Here is a 15,769-nt window from a genome sequence, read left to right as displayed (position 1 = left end):
GGCTGCCCGCGGCCGCCTCGGCGGCTTTGCGGAGGGGGTGGCGCGGACGGGTGGCGCGCCTGGCGCCGAGCCCGGCCGACCGGATCGACCAGCGCATTCCCCAGGGTGCGCGGACGGACCGAACGGCCGGGTCCGGCGCTCGGCGCACCGCCCGGGCCGGCCGGTCCGCCCGCCCCACCCGCAGGCGGACCCGCGCCGGAACCGAGGCACCAACGGAGCACCAGTGTGCCGGAGCCTGCCCCCGCTGCTCCCGGCGCACGCACAGGACTGATCAAGTCAGGGCCGCCGCCTTGGCTCGCATATGCCGTCGGCAAGGAAGGGAATCCCTCCTCCTCATGTACTCCTCAGCGACTTCCCCCACCGCGCCCCGCACCGGCACCGCCCAGCGCCCGCCGGCCCCGGTGGCGGTCCGCCGGCCCGTGGCGAAGCCCGCCGTCCCCGCCCGCCCCGCCGGGCGCATCGAGGCACCCGGGTTCGTCCCGCGCGCCGGTGAGCGCCTGCTGCGACCCCGCGTGCCCCAGCCCGCCACCGGCTACGGCAGCTCCCCCGCCGGGGTGGCCGGCAACTGGGGCAAGGTGGACAACGCCGCGCTGGCCACCCCGGCCGTGAAGGCGGCGCTGGCCCAGATCACCCGGATATGTCCCGCGTTCTCGCCGCGCCAGGTGCTCCGCCAGGAGGGCGCGCACATCCTTGTCACCGGCCTGATCGGCCGCACCGCGGTGGTCGCCAAGTGCCTCAACCCGCAGGCCGTGCAGGCCGACCGGCGGGGCCTCCTGGTGGACCGGTTCCGCCGCGAGGTGGCCGTCTACCGGGCCTTCGTCCGCCACCGCCCGCCGGTCCGGATGCCCCGCCTGGTCGCGGCCGACCACGACCGCTGCGTCCTGGTGATGGAGCGGATCCCCGGCCGCCCGGCGGCGATCGAGCGCCACCCGGCCAACGCCCCGACCCCCGGCGAGGTGCGCGCGATCCTCGGCGCGGTGCGCGGCCTGAACCTGTGGTGCCCGCCGACCGACGTGTTCCAGCAGCCGCTGGACTACCAGTTCGAGATCGGCCGCTACCACTCGGTCGGCCAGCTCACCGACCGGGACGCGAGCGACCTGCGGCAGCTGATGCACGGCCTGGGGCACACCAACTGGCAGCTCAACCACGGGGACGCACTGCTCACCAACGTGATGCTGGCGCCCTCGGGGCCGGTGCTGCTGGACTGGGAGCAGACCGGCTGGTACCTGCCCGGGTACGACCTGGCGGTGCTGTGGAGCGTGCTCTCCGGGGACACCGCGGCCCGTCGGCAGATCAGCCAGCTGGCCCAGGCCGGCGGCACGCTGGCCCGGGACTCCTTCCTGGTCAACCTGGTCCTGGTGCTGATGCGCGAGCTGCGGATCCACGACGTGCCGGGCGCGGGCGAGGAGGCCCGGCTGATGATCCGTCGGCTGTACGAGGACGCGGCGCTGGCCCGGCGCGCCGTCCGGGCCGCGGTCGGCACCCGCTGACCGCCGCCGGGGCTACCGCCCGCGCGGCTTCGGGGCCCGGGCCAGTGCGGTCCGGCCGGCCCGGTCCAGCACCGCGCGGGCGGGCCGGCCGTGCGGGCGGGCGCTGAGCACGTCGCGCAGCTGACGCTCCAACGGGTGACGCCGGCTCAGCCCCGCCCCACCGGCCAGCTCCACCGCGGCCCGGACGGCGTCCAGCACCGCTCTGGCGGCCAGCAGCTGCACCGGGCCGCTGCGCCGCACCGCCTCCGCCTCGCCCGCGTCGATCCGCCCGGCCAGGCCCAGCAGCAACTCCTCCGCCCCGACCAGCGCGCACTCCAGTTCGCCGACCGCGACCGGGTCGACCGGGCCGGGGCGGGCCACCAGCCAGTCCCGCGCGGCCCGGCCCACCCCGAGCTGCACGGCGGCCAGCGCCAGGTCCCGCCAGGCGGCGTCCAGCGCCTCGGCCGGCTCCGGCTCGGCGTCCGCCGGGCGCAGTCCGAGCGCCAGCTCCTCGGCGACCCGGGCGCCGGCCAGCACCAGGTCGTGGCCGACACTGGCCCGCAGCCCGAGCTGGTCCCAGACCGGGTCCACCTCGATGCCCTCGCACTCGCCGCGCAGCACGAACACCCCGGTCCTGGGCTGCGGCTCGTCGGTGACCGCACGGACCGCGATCCAGGCCAGCGCCTCGGCGCCGGTGCAGCCGGTCACCCGGCCGGTCAGCCGCCAGCCGGCCGCGTCGCGCGCGGCGACCACCGGGGCGCCGGGCTCACCGCCCACCGTGGTGACCAGGGCCGGCCCGCGCCGGGACTCGGTGAGCAGCCGGCGGTAGAGCGCGGCGGGCCAGCTCCCGGTGCGGTCCTGCTCGGCGTGGCTCAGCAGGGTGAAGGCGGTGAGCAGGGCGACCGAGGCGTCGCCGCGGCCGAGTTCGGCCAGCACCCGGACGGTGTCCAGCAGCGGCGCGCCCGGCCCGCCGTAGCGCCGGCCGACGGTCAGCGTGAGCAGGCCGGCCTCGTGCACCGCCTCGATGCCCTGGTACGGGAAGGTCGCGTCCCGGTCGTGCTCCTCGGCCCGGGCAGCCAGCAGGTCGACCACCCGGGGCAGCACGGCCGCCGGTGGTACGGGAGTTGACAGTGTGTCGGTCATGGCGCTGCCTCCGGAGGCCGACGGGCGGTGCCGCCGGGAAAAGAAAACGTCGGCGCGAAAGCGTCTTGACCCGACGCGGACCCGGGCTGCTCAGCCCTGCTGGAACATCTCGCCGGGCAGCGGCTTGAGCAGCTGGTACAGGTCGTCCGCGATCGGCCGGTCCCAGGACGCGATGGTCACCTGGACCTGGTCACTGCGGTCGAACTGGGCGCAGAACACCCGCCCCTCGGAGACCTTGACCTTCTTCACGATCAGCAGGTCGTCCCGCAGCATCACCGGGAAGTCCTCGGCGGAGACGAACTCCACCGGCTCCTCGACCTCCAGGGCCTGGAGCAGCTGTCTGACCTCGAACGGGACGCCGTCCGGGGTGTCCCGGGCCGGCGAGCCCTCGGGCAGGTTGCCGATGAACATCGCCGGGCCGCGCCCGCCGAACAGGTCGTACCGCAGGAAGATGCCCTGGCAGGAGCCGTCCGGACCGGTCATCACGGCGGCGCCGAACAGGCCGGGCCAGTCACCCGGGTCCATCGCGAGCACGTCGAAGTCCGGTCCCGCTGGGGTGCCGGAACGTCGGCGGAGAAAAGACATGCCGCCATCGTACGTGCCGACCCGGCGCACGCCCGCACGGGGCGGTGGTGTTCAAGCCGCGTTCACAAACGCGCGAGCTCCACGCTCCGAGACGAATGTTGACGCTGAGCAACCGTCCGGGCTACGGTCGCGCTGTACGGCAGCTGCTGTGGACGCGAGTCCACGTGGGGGTGGCCTGCTGTGGCGCATTTGCGTGCGCCCATGTCTCCCTGTGGCACTTCGTGGTTCGGCCGCTGCAAGCTCCGGTACTTCACGGTTCCACCTTTCCCTTTCACCCAAAGCCTGGTTCACGGGTTCCCCGACTCTGTCGCGCCCGTGGACCACGCCCGGGACACCGACGCGTGGGGGCGTTCGGATCCCGGGCACCGGCGGCCTGGGCTTCGGCCCCGCCGCCGCCTCCCGGCGACGGTCGGCTCGCACGGGCCGGTCCGGGGAACCACGGGAGAACAACCCGGTGTCGCGAACCGGGTCAAACGGCAGGCGCCGTGCACGACCGCGTGGGGGCGGTCGGCACGGCGCCTGTCCGTTTCGGGTCTGCCGAGTTCAGTCCAGGTCGAACTCGCCGTCCTGGGCGCCCAGCACGAAGGCCTGCCACTCGTCCTGGGTGAAGACCAGCACCGGGCCGTCCGGGAACCGGCCGTCCCGCATCGCGATGTAGCCGTCCACGAAGGCGATCTGCACGTCGCCGGGCGAGCCGTCCTCCTGCTTGGCCGAGAGCCACTCGGCCCCGGTGGTGTCCAGCTTGGGCTTGCCGGACGGCGGCACGGCAGCCTGGTCGGGGCCTGTCTCGGTTGCCACTGGTGGTGCTCCTCCCGAAGATCCGTCAACTGCCCCAGGTTATCGCCGGGCAGCTGCCCCGGGCTGCGCTTTCGGGTCGATCGCGGGATCCTGCGGCGCGGGCGCGGGACGGCGCGCGCCGGGTTTGCGACAGTGGGCGGGAACCGGCCGAGAGCGGGGAGCAGACATGACACAGATCAGTCCACGCGGCGGCGGCGGAGCGGATGTGATCCCGATCGGGGAGGCGCCGTCGGCGGTCCGGGTACCCAGCCAGGCGCCGGTCCGCTCGGCCGTCCTGGGCCGGGTCGGGGTGGTGCTGGTCTCGCACAGCCGCGAACTGGCCGAGGAGGCGGCCGACCTGGCCCGGGCGATGGCGCTGACCGAGGACCCGGCGCCGGTCGCGGCCACCGGCGGGCAGCCGGGCGACGGGCTGGGCAGCAGCGCGCTGCTGCTGGCGGCGGCGGCCCGGCGGGTGGACCAGGGCCACGGGGTGGCCGTGCTGGCCGACCTCTCGTCAGCCGTGCAGACGGTGCTGGCAGTGCTGGCGGCGGCCGACGAGCACGGGCTGCCGTTCCCGGTGCGGTTCGCCGACGCCCCGCTGGTCGAGGGCGCGGTCGCCGCGGTGGCCACCGCCTCGGCGGGCGGCGACCTGGCGGCGGTGGTCGAGGCGGCCGAGGAGACCTACCGCCAGCGCAAGCTCTGAGCCGCGCCGCGGGGAGCGGCGAGCGGACCCGACCGGTGCCGCCCGGCCCCGACCCGACGGGGCGTCAGCCGGATCCGGAAAGCTGCCGCCCGCCCTCTACACGGAACGTGTCCGGGCGGCTACCATCGGCTCCGCCCGCGGTCCCCGGTACCGGTGGCGGAAGGAGTCTGTGCCGCGATGCGCGTGGTCGTCACCGGCGGAGCCGGATTCGTCGGGGCCCACCTGGTCGCCGCACTGCTCGGCCGCCCGGAGGTCACCGAGGTCCGGGTGGTGGACGACTTCAGCACCGGCCGCAAGACGCACCTGGCCGAGCTGGAGGTGAACCTCTTCGAGGGCTCGGTGCTCGACCCGGCCCTGCTGGACGAGGCGCTGGACGGCGCCCAGGCGGTGGTCCACCTGGCCGCGCGGCCGCCGCGCCGGGCGCTGCGCGGGCCGACGGGCGGGGCGGCTGCGGTCCGGCCCGACCGGCCCGCGGACGTGCCGGCCGACCACCTGGTCAACGCGACCGGCACGCTGCAGGTCCTGGAGGCCGCCCGTCGGGCCGGCCACCTGCCGGTGGTGGCCGCCTCCGCGGTGACCGACGCGGCGCTGGGCCCGGACGCCGAGCGCACCCCGTACGCGGTCGGCGCGCTGGCGGCCGAGGGCTACCTGACGGCCTACCAGCACTGCTACGGGCTGCGGGTGCTGACCCTTCGGCTGCGCGACGTTTTCGGCCCGTTCCAGCCCGCCGGCCCCCGCGGACCGGCCGTGGTGCCCGCCTTCGTCGCGGCCGCGCTGGCCGGCGAGCCGCTGGTGGTGCACGGGGACGGGCGCCAGCGCCGGGACTTCACCTACGTGGGGACGGTGGCGCAGGTGCTGTGCGCGGCGGTGCTGCGCCGCCTGACCGTGCCCGGGCCGGTGGACCTGGCCTGCGGCACCCGGGTCTCGGTGCTGGAGCTGGCCGCCGAACTCGGCCGGGCGCTCGGCCGCCCGCTGCCGCTGGTGCACGCCGAGCCGCAGGCCGAGCGGACGCGGCCGCTGCCGGATCCGGGTCCGCTGCGGGCGCTGCTGCCGGGGCTGCGCCCGGTGCCGCTGCGGGTCGGCCTGGAGCGCACCCTCGCCTGGTCGAGGGCTCGCTGAGCCGGTCGGCGCCGGCGCTCCCGAAAGTGGCGCGACCGTCAGTCCCATCGCGTACAACCATCTGCGGGGCGCGGGAGTCTGCACTGCGTCGAGGGAGTTCACGCCGGGGCAGCCCGGCCTCGCTTGGGGAGCACTGTGCCGCTTTCTCACGCCGGTACGCCGGACCTGACGTCCACCACCGTCCTGCCCGCCCACCTGCCGTCCGTGCCGTCCGCGCTGCCTGCTCCGCCGGGGCCGGCGGCCGGCGAGCCGGCCGGGGACCGGCTGGCCTCCTGGCTGGTCCACACCGGGTGCGCGCTGCCGTTCCTGCGCGCACACGCGGCGCGGCGGCTGACCGTGCTCGCCTACGGGCCGGTCGCCGACCAGCGGGCGTTCGGCGCCCAGCTGGACCGGCTCTGCCAGGTCGCGGTACCGGTCTCGCTGCCGGCCCTGGAGCAGGCACTGACCCGGGAGCAGCCGCTGCCGCCGCGCAGCGTGCTGATCACCTTCGACGACGCGGACCGGACGGTGCTGGAGCACGCGCTGCCCGCGCTGACGGCCCGTGGGCTGCCGGCGGTGGCCTTCGTGGCGACCGAGCTGATAGGCACCGACCGGCCGTCCTGGCGGGACGAGGCGGTGTTCCTGCTGGCGCACGGGGGCTGCGCCCGGGCGCTCTGCGCGGGCGGGGCGGCCGACCGTTTGGCGCAGCTGGCCGCGCTGCCCGACCCGGACCGGCGGCGCAGCCTGCACGAGCTGCGGGTCAGCGCCCGGGCGAGCGCGCCGGCCCGCCCGCGGCTGACGCCGGCCGAGCTGGGCCGGCTGGTGGCGGGCCGGGTGGCGGTGGGCAGCCAGTGCCTGGGCGGTCCGGAGCTGCCGCGGTGCGACGAGGCGACGGTGCGGGCGGAGGTGCAGGGGGCGCACCGGGAGCTCACCGGGTGGCTGGGGGCGGCGCCGACGGCCTTCGCCTACCCCGGCGGCTCCCCCGACCCGCGGACGGCCGGGCTGCTGCGCGAACTGGGCTACCGAACCGCGTTCCTGACCGACCACCGGCTCAGCCCGCGACTGCCGCGCGAGGCCCTGCACATCAGCCGCCTCGCTGCGGATGCCGCTGCGGGCCCGGCGGAGTTCGAGGCGCTGCTGGCGGGCCGGCCCCGCAAACGCTGACCCGGCGGGCGGCGCCCGTGGGCCGCCCGTGGGCCGACCGCGGGTCAGCCCGCCGGCGCCGCAGCGAGCTTGCTCAGGCCACCGGCGCGGCGGTCAGCACGCGGCCCTGCGGGTAGCGGGCGGCCGGGGCGGGCAGCTCGCCCGGACGCCCCGTCAGCAGGACGGTCAGGGTGCCCGACCCGGTGCGGGCCAGCGCCTCGGGGGCGGCGCGGCGCAGGGTCTGGGCCGCCACCGCGTCGGCCGAGCCGAGCAGCACCAGGTCCGTGCCGGCCGGCGGGGCCACCGCCGCCCGGATCCGTTCGGCCACCAGCTCGTAGTGGGTGCAGCCGAGCACCACCGTCCCGACGCCCGCCGGGGTCAGCGCCGCCGCGGCCGCGATCGCCCGCTCCAGCGCCTCCTCGTCCGCGTGCTCGACCGCGTCCGCCAGCCCCGGGCAGGGCACCTCGGTGATCTCCGCGCCGCCGCCGAACTCGGCGATCAGGCCCCGCTGGTAGGCGCTGCCGGTGGTCGCCGGAGTGGCCCAGATCGCCACCCGTCCGCCGGCCCGGGCGGCCGGCTTGATCGCGGGCACCGTCCCGATCACCGGGATGCCCGGCTCCAGCTCGGCCCGCAGCGCGTCCAGGGCGTGCACGGTCGCGGTGTTGCAGGCCACCACCAGCGCGTCCGGCCGGTACTCGGCCGCCGCCCGGGCGCAGGCCAGCGCGTGCTCGGTCAGGTCCGCCGGGGTCCGGGGGCCCCACGGCATGCCCTCGGGATCGCAGGAGATCACCAGGTCGGCATCCGGGCGCAGCTCGCGCAGCGCGGCGGCGGCCGGCAGCAGACCGATTCCGGAGTCCATCAGTGCGATCTTCACAAGGCACGACCCTAACCGATCCGCCCGGCCAGCCCCACGAGGCTGGCCACGCCCGCCGGCCGGGCGGGCCGGCCGACCCGGAGCCGGTGCGCCGCGCCGGGGATTCGCCACGCAGGGGGCCGGGCGGTGCGGCAGACTGCGTGCGTGACGGTGCTGCTGTGGGTGACGGGTCTGTCGCTGCTCTGCTGGCTCTGGCTGGCGCTCGGGCAGGGGTTCTTCTGGCGCACCGACCAGCGGTTGCCGCCGCACCGCCCGGAGCCGGCCCGCTGGCCCGAGGTGGCGGTGGTGGTCCCGGCGCGGGACGAGGCCGAGGTGCTGCCGCTCAGCCTGCCGGGCCTGCTGGCCCAGAAGTACCCGGGCCGGGCCCGGGTGATCCTGGTGGACGACCACAGCTCGGACGGCACCGCGGAGGTGGCCCGCCGCCTCGCGGCCGAGGGCGGACTGCCGCTGACCGTCACCAGCCCGCCGCCACTGCCGGCCGGCTGGACCGGCAAGCTGTGGGCGGTCCGGCACGGGGTCGAACTGGCCGGCCAGGCCGAGCTGCTGCTGCTCACCGACGCCGACATCGCGCACGGCCCGCAGACCCTGGCCGCCCTGGTCGCCGCCGCGGAGGCGGGCGGCCCGCCGGACCGGCTGGTCCTGGTCTCCCAGATGGCCCGGCTGCGCACCGAGTCCGCCTGGGAGCGGCTGATCGTGCCGGCCTTCGTCTACTTCTTCGCCCAGCTCTACCCGTTCCGCTGGAGCAACCGGCCCGCCTCGCGCACCGCCGCCGCGGCCGGCGGCTGCTCGCTGGTGCGCCGCAGTGCGCTGGAGCGGGCCGGCGGGGTCGAGGCGATCCGGGGCGCGGTGATCGACGACGTGTCACTGGCCCGCGCCGTCAAGCGCACCGGCGGGCGGACCTGGCTGGGCCTGGCCGAGCGCTCGCCGGAGCTGGCGGTCACCAGCGTGCGCCCGTACCAGGGGCTCGGTCCGCTGTGGCGGATGGTCTCCCGCAGCGCCTACGCCCAACTGCGCCACTCCCCCGCGCTGCTGCTGGGCACGGTGCTCGGGCTGGCGCTGGTCTACCTGGTCCCGCCGCTGGCGGTGCTGGCCGGCGCGGTGACCGTGGGCCTGCCGCTGCTCGCCCTCGGGGCCGGCGCCTGGGCGGTCATGACGCTGACCTATCTCCCGATGGTCCGCTACTACGACCGCCCGGCCCCGGCCGCGCTGCTGCTGCCGTACACCGCCCTGCTCTACCTGGCGATGACGGTGGACTCGGCGGTCCAGCACTACCGCGGCCGCGGCGCCGCCTGGAAGGGGCGCACCTACTAGGGCTACGGCCTGTCCGGGTTCAGGGGCGCCGGGCGGACCGGACCTGGGCGAGCAACTGGTCGAGCACCGCCGGGATCTGGTCCACCCCGCCCGCCCGGGTCGGGGTGGTCGACCACTGGCCCTGCACCACCGCGGTGGGCAGCTCGTTCACCTCGTAGCGGACCCGGTCGTCGGGCGCCTGGTCGACCTCGCGGCGGACCTCGTCCGACTCGTAGGCGGCGGTGAACTTCTGCCGGTCCACCTCGTGGCGCTCGGCCCAGTCGGCCGCCGCCTGCTCGGTGGTCAGGTCCGCGCCGTCCTGGCGCACCGACCGGAACACCGCCTGCTGCAGCCGGTCCACCTGGCCCAGCTTGTCCAGCGTGAAGTAGAGCCGGGCGTGCGCACGCTGCTCGTCCTGCTCGGGAGCGCCGGCCCAGACCGCGGGGATCCGGTGCAGCACCACGTCCGAGGGCTGCCGGGCCGCCCACTCCTCCAGCGGCTTCTCCAGCAGCTGCGAGTGCAGGCAGCCGTACCAGAACACCTCCACCACCTCGCGCTTTCCGCTGTCGCGGACCTGCTGCGGGTGGCGCAGTGTGTTGTACGGGGCGTCCGCCGCGGCCGGCAACGGGGCCAGCGTGCTGCTGAGGGCGGAGACCGCGGAGACCACCAGGAGAACGGCACGGGTGACGGGCTGCATGCTGCCACGGTGTCAGCCGGCCTCGGCGCGGAGCCAGCTGACGCGCCCGCAGTCCCCCGATCGGGGCAACCCCCGTTACTCCTGGACCTCGATCACCTCGGCCACGGCGTCGTCCTGCGCCGCCCGCGCCCGCGGGACCGCGGCAGGGGCGGCCTGCTTCGTGTGGGACTCGAAGAACCGCAGCAGCTCGACCGGGAACGGCAGCACCAGGGTGGAGTTCTTCTCCGCCGCCACCTCGACCACGGTCTGCAGCAGGCGCAGCTGCATCGCGGCGGGCGTGCCGTCCATCAGCGCGGCGGCCTCGGCCAGCTTGGTGGCGGCCTGGAACTCACCGTCGGCGGTGATGATGCGGGCCCGCCGCTCGCGGTCGGCCTCGGCCTGACGGGCCATCGAGCGCTTCATCGAGTCGGGCAGCGCGACGTCCTTGATCTCCACCAGGTCGATGTGCACGCCCCAGGCCCTCGCGGGGGCCTCCATCATCTCGGCGAGGCCGCGGTGCAGCTGCTCGCGGCCGGAGAGCAGGTCGTCCAGCTCGCTCTTGCCGATGATCGAGCGCAGCGAGGTCTGCGCGACCTGGAGCATGGCGAACTGGTAGTTCTGCACGTCCACGGTGGCCTTGACCGGCTCGACCACCCGGAAGTACAGCACCGCGTCCACCCGGACCGTGACGTTGTCCTTGGTGATGCCCTCCTGGGCGGGCACCGGCATGGTGACCACCTGGACGTTGACCTTGCGCATCCGGTCCACGACGGGGATCAGCAGGGTCAGTCCGGGCTCGCGGGCGCGCTCGCGCACCCTGCCGACCCGGAACACGACGCCGCGCTCGTACTGCTGGACGACACGCACACTGGTGAACAGGAACAGGACCAGCAGCACCACGAGGATCCCGAGCAGGGCAGGCATGTCCGAAAGTATGCGCCCAAACCCGGCCGCTGGACAGGGGCGCGGACCAGGCCGTCGGTGCTTGTACGAAACAGGCCGACGCGGCGTCAGATCCACCGTCGGCACTACGCGAAACGGGTGACGCGAGTTGGACCGGGGCCCGGCGGCTTGGCCAGGATGGCCGGGCGGCAGGGCGGCCAGCCCCCGCGCTCCCTCACCCTCCCTGGAGTCTCTGCCGTGTTCAAGGGCTTCCGCAGCTTCCTGCTGCGCGGAAACGTCGTCGACCTGGCGGTCGGTATCGTCATCGGTGCGGCGTTCACCGCCGTGGTCACCGGGTTCGTGACCGCCTTCCTGACCCCGCTGGTCGGCGTGGCCGTGGGCGCGGTGGGCGACTTCACCAAGGAGGCCTTCACCGTCGCGGGCACCGCCTTCCCCTACGGCGGCTTCCTGAACGCGCTGATCAGCTTCGTGCTGGTCAGTGCGGTCATCTACTTCGCCGTGGTGCTGCCGGTCGGCAAGCTGCAGGCCAAGTTCGACCGGCCGGTGGCCGCCGAGCCGGCCAAGGTGGACTGCCCGCAGTGCCTCAGCCGGATCCCGGCCGCGGCCGTGCGCTGCGCGCACTGCACCAGCGAGGTGGCGGGGCAGGCCGGATTCCCTGCTCAGGCGCTGCAGCGCGGCTGATCGACTGCGCCGTCGCGAGCCCCCCGGCGTGAGGGGCTCGCGTGTTTCAACTGGTCAGGTTTCGACTGCTGCTGACCGAATTTCGACGGGGAAATGTCCGATCTTCCCCCCGTTCGAGTGGTTTGCGTCAGCGAAGACTACGTAAACAACTCGAACTATCGGCCTTCCCAGTCTCCTCAGGGGCGCATTCTGGGCTTACGGTATGCCCCATGACCTCGCCCCGCCCCTACGACGGAGTCGGTTACTACCCTCCGTCCTTCTCGTCGGGCACGCCCATCTACGACAGCTTGGTCGCAGAGCGCGGAGTCCCGCAGATCGCGCCGATCAACGTGCCGGCCGCACTTCCGCCGGCCCCCATGGCCTCACCGTCCTACGGTGCGGCGATGGAGTCCACCAGCCTGCTGCCCGCGCTGCCGCCCGCCCGGCTCGCACTCGGCCCGGGCCCCAGCGGCGGCTACCAGTCCGCCCCTCCGATGACCGGGTACGGCGCCCAGCCGTACGTGCCGGCGCCGCGGATGCCCGGTCAGCCGGTGGCGGGTTACCCGCAGCCGGCCGCCGCCCAGCCGTGGGACCAGCAGGCCGCCCCGATGCGGCCGAACCCGGTCGGCCCCGCGCCGATGGCGCCGATGGCGCCGGTCCGCCCGCTGCCCCCGCAGCAGTTCTTCCAGCAGCACGCCCCCCAGCAGGGCGCTCCGCAGCAGCAGTACCAGCCGCAGCAGGGCACTCAGCAGCAGTACCAGCAGCAGCAGTTCGGGCAGGGGCAGTTCGGACAGCAGCAGCAGCAGCCCTACCCGGGGCAGGTCTACTGACCGGGGCAGTGCCGGTCGGTTGACCGAGGGGGACGGTCGTCAACGGGCCGCCTGGGCCGTCGTGCACGCGGCGGCCCAGGCGGCCCGTCCGCATTCGGAGCAAAGCTACCTGGCAGGATGGGCGGCATGGCCGAGCTCTCCGGATTGCACCGGTACCCCGTCAAGTCCATGTACCGGCAGAGCCCGCAGCAGGCCGTGGTGGAACCCTGGGGTCTGCACGGCGACCGGCGCTGGATGCTGGCCCGGCCCGGCGGCCTGGCCCTGACCCAGCGCGACCTGCCCCGGCTCGGCCAGTTCCGCACCGAACTCGCCGAGGACGGCGCGCTGCTGCTCACCTCCCCGGCCGGGGACCAGCTGCGGGTGCCGGTGCCGCACGCGGCGGACGGCGCGAGCGCCGTCCGGGGCGAGGTGTTCGGCACCGAGTTCGCCGCCCTGGAGGCCGAGGAGAAGGCCCAGCTCTGGCTGCGCGAGCAGGTGGACCACCCGGAGCTGCGGCTGCTGCACCTGGCCGACCCGCTGGCCCGGCGGATCGCGCCGGCCTTCAGCGCGCCCGGCGAGACGGTCTCGATGGCCGACGGCTTCCCGTTGCTGGCCACCACCACCGCCTCGCTGGCCGCGCTCGGCGACTGGCTCGTCGAGGCCGGCGGTGAGCCGCTGCCGATGACCCGGTTCCGCCCGAACCTGGTGATCGCGGGCACCGAGCCGTGGGCCGAGGAGCAGTGGCGCCGGGTCCGGGTCGGCGAGCTGGTGTTCCGCGCGGTCAAGCTCTGCGGTCGCTGCGTGGTGACCACCACCGAGCAGGAGACCGGCGAGCGCCTGGGCCCGGAGCCGCTGCGCACGCTGGCCGCGCGCCACCGCTTCGACAAGAAGGCGGTCTTCGGCGTCAACCTGATCCCGGAACGACCCGACGGGGTGACCGGCGACGCGCTGGGCACCCTCCGGCTGGGCGACCCGGTCGAGGTCCTCGCCACCGGCGACCGACTGCCCGCCGCCTAGGCCGACCGGTCGCAGCCGCGGCAGCCGGCCGCCGAAACCGCGTGGGCCCACCGCCCCTAGCACAGCCCGCACCCCAGGCACCTCACCTGCCCGGTGCCCTCACCCGGGCACGCTACGGTGAGGCGTCGGGGTCGCGGCCAGGACGAGCACGGACGAGCAGGGAAGGCGGGGCGACGGAGCGTCATGGGTGAGCACAGGGTCCGGGTCACGCAGGACAGCGGCTCGCGCTGGCGTCGGCGCGCCGGGGAGTACGAGACCCTGGCCGAAGCGCTGGCCGCCGCCGAACCCGGGGACACGGTCACCGTGCGCCCGGGCGTGTTCCGGGAGAACGTCCTGCTGGACAAGGCGGTCACGGTGCTGCCCGCCGAGGGCCCGGGCACGGTGCGGATCGACCCGCCGTCCGGGGTCGGCCTGACCGTCACCGCCGCTGCCACGGTGCGCGACCTGGTGATCGAGAGCTACGACAGCTCCGCCCCCGCGGTGCGGATCACCGGCCCGGGCGCCGACGCCCAGTTGACCGGCTGCCGGGTGGACACCCATGCCGCGGTCGGCGTCGAGGTCGCCGACCGGGCCGCCCCGGTGCTCACCGGATGCACCGTCAGCAACCCCTCCGGTCTCGGGCTGCGGCTGCGCGGCCACGCCCAGGCGCGGTTCACCGACTGCGAGGTGAGCGCGGCCGGCCAGGCGGGGCTGGCGGTGCTGGAGGGCGCCCGGGCCGAGTTGGACCGCTGCCGGCTGCACCACGCGGCCGGCGCCGGGGTGCTGCTCACCGACCCGGGCAGCCTGGCCGAGCTTACCGGCTGCGAGATCTACGAGATCCGCGGCAGCGGGGTGCAGGCCGAGGCCAAGGCGGTGGGCCGGCTGACCGACTGCGAGGTGCACCGGGTCACCGGCAACGGCCTGACCCTGGACACCGAGGCCGCCCTGGAGCTGCGCGACTGCCGGTTGCACGACCTGCCGGAGAACGCGGCCGACCTGCGCGGCCGCGCGGTGCTCACGCTGGAGCGCAGCAGCGTGCGGGCGTTCGGGCGCGGGGCACTCTCGGTCTGGGACCCGGGGACCTCGGTGACGGCGACCGGCTGCGAGATCGAGGACTCCACCGGGGACTACCCGGCGATCTGGGTCAGCGACGGAGCCCGGATCACCCTGACCGACTGCGCGCTGCACGACCTGCCGGACGCGCTCTTCGTGCTGGACCGCGACTCCCAGGCCACCGTCACCGACACCTCGTTCAGCCGGATCCGCAGCTCGGCGGTCTCGGTCAGCTCGGGCGCCACCGTCGCGCTGGAGCGCTGCCGGGTGCAGCAGGCCGGCACCGGGCTGTGGTTCCGAGACCACGGCAGCGGCGGACTGCTGACCGACTGTGAGATCGCCGAGGTGGCCACCGGAGTGATCGTCACCAAGGGCGCCGACCCGGTGCTGCGCTCCTGCGTGGTGCGGGCCAGCGCGGAGGCGGCGGTCTACGTCTCGGCGCAGGGCCGGGGCAGCTTCGAGGACTGCCGGGCGGTGCAGGGCAAGGGCTTCGGCTTCCACGTCATCGACGGCTGCCGCACCGTGCTGACCCGCTGCCGGGCCGAGCAGAACGCCCGGGCCGGCTTCGAGATCGCCGAGCCGGGCCCGCTGGTGGAGGCCTGCACCTCGGACGACGTGGCCCCCGCGCCGGCCCCGGCCGCCGAGGCGGTGCCGCCGCAGCGCACCGCCCAGCTGACCGCGGGCACCGCGCCGCTGGTCGCGCCGCCGCAGATCGCACCGATCCCGGACTGCCGCCCGGCCGAGGAGACGTTGGCCGAGCTGGACGCGCTGATCGGACTGGCCACCGTGAAGCAGGAGGTGCGCACCCTGATCGACCTGATCTCGGTCGGCCGGCGCCGCCGGCAGGCCGGGCTCAAGGCACCCTCGCTCCGCCGCCACCTGGTCTTCACCGGCTCCCCCGGCACCGGCAAGACCACGGTGGCCCGGCTCTACGGCGAGATCCTGGCGGCGCTGGGGGTCCTGCAGCGCGGACACCTGGTGGAGGTGGCCCGGGTGGACCTGGTCGGCGAGCACATCGGCTCCACCGCGATCCGCACCCAGGCCGCCTTCGACCAGGCCAGGGGCGGGGTGCTGTTCATCGACGAGGCCTACACCCTGGCTCCGGAGGACGGCGCCCGCGACTTCGGCCGGGAGGCGATCGACACCCTGGTCAAGCTGATGGAGGACCACCGGGACGAGGTGGTGGTCATCGTGGCCGGCTACACCGCCGAGATGGAGCGCTTCCTGGCCGCCAACCCGGGCCTGTCCTCGCGCTTCTCGCGCACCATCACCTTCCCCGACTACACCGACGCCGAGCTGCTGGAGATCGCCCGCACCCAGTGCCAGGAGCAGGAGTACCAGCTCGCCGACCCGACCGCGGCCGCGCTGCTGGCCCACTTCGCCACCCTGCAGCGCGGCCCGACCTTCGGCAACGGCCGCACCGCGCGCCAGGTGTTCGAGACCATGGTCGAGCGCCACGCGATGCGGGTGGCCCAGCTGCCCGACGCGTCGACCGAGGAGCTCCAACTGCTGGTTCCGGCCGACCTCCCGCTGCCCGGCTGAGCCCTTGCCGTGGCAGGATAGGCGCACATCAACGGGTTATCAGGGAAG

15 protein-coding genes are annotated in these 15,769 nt (G+C 75.3%); 9 read left to right on the top strand and 6 right to left on the bottom strand.

The features are described 5' to 3' along the window. Positions 1 to 335 precede the first annotated feature (335 nt). Positions 336 to 1,490, top strand: coding sequence for an aminoglycoside phosphotransferase family protein (locus C7C46_RS10705; RefSeq protein WP_110668254.1), 1,155 nt, complete (start codon positions 336 to 338; stop codon positions 1,488 to 1,490). A 12-nt stretch (positions 1,491 to 1,502) separates the two neighbouring features. Here C7C46_RS10705 and C7C46_RS10700 read toward each other — a convergent pair whose 3' ends face one another. The 3 genes from C7C46_RS10700 to C7C46_RS10690 all read right to left on the bottom strand — a co-directional run bounded on the left by C7C46_RS10700 (position 1,503) and on the right by C7C46_RS10690 (position 3,995). After that, the gene (locus C7C46_RS10700) at positions 1,503 to 2,612 is read right to left on the bottom strand and encodes an acyl-CoA dehydrogenase family protein (RefSeq protein ID WP_110668252.1); all 1,110 of its coding nucleotides are present in this window, start codon (positions 2,610 to 2,612) and stop codon (positions 1,503 to 1,505) included. 90 nt (positions 2,613 to 2,702) lie between these two features. Beyond that, positions 2,703 to 3,197: a hypothetical protein gene (locus C7C46_RS10695; RefSeq protein WP_110668250.1), complete on the bottom strand. Its 495-nt coding sequence runs from the start codon at positions 3,195 to 3,197 to the stop codon at positions 2,703 to 2,705. 543 nt (positions 3,198 to 3,740) lie between these two features. Then, a complete protein-coding gene (locus C7C46_RS10690) occupies positions 3,741 to 3,995 on the bottom strand; it encodes a DUF397 domain-containing protein (protein WP_181442289.1) in 255 nt (84 codons plus the stop codon). A gap of 166 nt (positions 3,996 to 4,161) precedes the next feature. Between C7C46_RS10690 and C7C46_RS10685 the strand changes: the two genes are divergently transcribed. From C7C46_RS10685 to C7C46_RS10675, 3 genes are all read left to right on the top strand, one after another. Continuing rightward, positions 4,162 to 4,677, top strand: coding sequence for a PTS-dependent dihydroxyacetone kinase phosphotransferase subunit DhaM (locus C7C46_RS10685; protein WP_110668248.1), 516 nt, complete (start codon positions 4,162 to 4,164; stop codon positions 4,675 to 4,677). 177 nt (positions 4,678 to 4,854) lie between these two features. Continuing rightward, on the top strand, positions 4,855 to 5,796 hold the full coding sequence (locus C7C46_RS10680) for an NAD-dependent epimerase/dehydratase family protein (RefSeq protein ID WP_110668246.1): 942 nt from the start codon (positions 4,855 to 4,857) through the stop codon (positions 5,794 to 5,796). A gap of 135 nt (positions 5,797 to 5,931) precedes the next feature. Next, on the top strand, positions 5,932 to 6,939 hold the full coding sequence (locus tag C7C46_RS10675) for a polysaccharide deacetylase family protein (RefSeq protein ID WP_245984340.1): 1,008 nt from the start codon (positions 5,932 to 5,934) through the stop codon (positions 6,937 to 6,939). Between the two features lie 73 nt (positions 6,940 to 7,012). Here the strand turns inward: C7C46_RS10675 and C7C46_RS10670 are convergent, their stop codons facing one another. Then, on the bottom strand, positions 7,013 to 7,792 hold the full coding sequence (locus tag C7C46_RS10670; RefSeq protein ID WP_110668244.1) for a glutamate racemase: 780 nt from the start codon (positions 7,790 to 7,792) through the stop codon (positions 7,013 to 7,015). A gap of 144 nt (positions 7,793 to 7,936) precedes the next feature. Here C7C46_RS10670 and C7C46_RS10665 point away from each other — a divergent pair, with 144 nt between their 5' ends. After that, positions 7,937 to 9,103: a glycosyltransferase gene (locus C7C46_RS10665; RefSeq protein ID WP_110668242.1), complete on the top strand. Its 1,167-nt coding sequence runs from the start codon at positions 7,937 to 7,939 to the stop codon at positions 9,101 to 9,103. A 19-nt stretch (positions 9,104 to 9,122) separates the two neighbouring features. Here the strand turns inward: C7C46_RS10665 and C7C46_RS10660 are convergent, their stop codons facing one another. Next, positions 9,123 to 9,779, bottom strand: coding sequence for a thiol:disulfide interchange protein DsbA/DsbL (locus tag C7C46_RS10660; protein WP_110668240.1), 657 nt, complete (start codon positions 9,777 to 9,779; stop codon positions 9,123 to 9,125). Between the two features lie 75 nt (positions 9,780 to 9,854). Next, a complete protein-coding gene (locus C7C46_RS10655; RefSeq protein WP_110668238.1) occupies positions 9,855 to 10,682 on the bottom strand; it encodes a slipin family protein in 828 nt (275 codons plus the stop codon). 216 nt (positions 10,683 to 10,898) lie between these two features. On the opposite strand from C7C46_RS10655, the gene mscL reads away from it, so the two are divergent. The 4 genes from mscL to C7C46_RS10635 all read left to right on the top strand — a co-directional run bounded on the left by mscL (position 10,899) and on the right by C7C46_RS10635 (position 15,721). Next, entirely contained in the window at positions 10,899 to 11,342 is a 444-nt protein-coding gene (gene mscL, locus C7C46_RS10650; protein WP_110668236.1) for a large conductance mechanosensitive channel protein MscL, read from the top strand. A gap of 209 nt (positions 11,343 to 11,551) precedes the next feature. Then, positions 11,552 to 12,151, top strand: a complete 600-nt coding sequence (locus tag C7C46_RS10645) for a DUF6643 family protein (RefSeq protein WP_110668234.1) — start codon at positions 11,552 to 11,554, stop codon at positions 12,149 to 12,151. Positions 12,152 to 12,277: 126 nt separating this feature from the next. After that, positions 12,278 to 13,147 (top strand): MOSC domain-containing protein, encoded by an 870-nt coding sequence (locus C7C46_RS10640; protein WP_110668232.1) that lies wholly within the window; start codon positions 12,278 to 12,280, stop codon positions 13,145 to 13,147. 183 nt (positions 13,148 to 13,330) lie between these two features. Beyond that, positions 13,331 to 15,721 carry a right-handed parallel beta-helix repeat-containing protein gene (locus C7C46_RS10635; RefSeq protein ID WP_110668230.1) on the top strand — a complete coding sequence of 797 codons (2,391 nt, stop codon included), beginning with the start codon at positions 13,331 to 13,333 and terminating at the stop codon, positions 15,719 to 15,721. Positions 15,722 to 15,769 lie beyond the last annotated feature (48 nt).

The sequence above is a fragment of the Streptomyces tateyamensis genome (genome assembly GCF_003205575.1).
Lineage (GTDB): Bacteria > Actinomycetota > Actinomycetes > Streptomycetales > Streptomycetaceae > Kitasatospora > Kitasatospora tateyamensis.
Note: the sequence above shows the minus strand (reverse complement) of the source record. Positions and strands in the feature narration are given on the sequence as shown.

What these genes read in the sequence shown, in the direction of transcription:
- C7C46_RS10685 (WP_110668248.1), top strand. Translation starts at nt 4,162, where the DNA reads ATGACACAGATCAGTCCACGCGGCGGCGGCGGAGCGGATGTGATCCCG.
- C7C46_RS10635 (WP_110668230.1), top strand. Translation starts at nt 13,331, where the DNA reads ATGGGTGAGCACAGGGTCCGGGTCACGCAGGACAGCGGCTCGCGCTGG.
- C7C46_RS10700 (WP_110668252.1), bottom strand. Translation starts at nt 2,612, where the DNA reads ATGACCGACACACTGTCAACTCCCGTACCACCGGCGGCCGTGCTGCCC.
- C7C46_RS10705 (WP_110668254.1), top strand. Translation starts at nt 336, where the DNA reads ATGTACTCCTCAGCGACTTCCCCCACCGCGCCCCGCACCGGCACCGCC.
- C7C46_RS10645 (WP_110668234.1), top strand. Translation starts at nt 11,552, where the DNA reads ATGACCTCGCCCCGCCCCTACGACGGAGTCGGTTACTACCCTCCGTCC.
- C7C46_RS10660 (WP_110668240.1), bottom strand. Translation starts at nt 9,779, where the DNA reads ATGCAGCCCGTCACCCGTGCCGTTCTCCTGGTGGTCTCCGCGGTCTCC.
- C7C46_RS10655 (WP_110668238.1), bottom strand. Translation starts at nt 10,682, where the DNA reads ATGCCTGCCCTGCTCGGGATCCTCGTGGTGCTGCTGGTCCTGTTCCTG.
- C7C46_RS10680 (WP_110668246.1), top strand. Translation starts at nt 4,855, where the DNA reads ATGCGCGTGGTCGTCACCGGCGGAGCCGGATTCGTCGGGGCCCACCTG.
- C7C46_RS10640 (WP_110668232.1), top strand. Translation starts at nt 12,278, where the DNA reads ATGGCCGAGCTCTCCGGATTGCACCGGTACCCCGTCAAGTCCATGTAC.
- C7C46_RS10695 (WP_110668250.1), bottom strand. Translation starts at nt 3,197, where the DNA reads ATGTCTTTTCTCCGCCGACGTTCCGGCACCCCAGCGGGACCGGACTTC.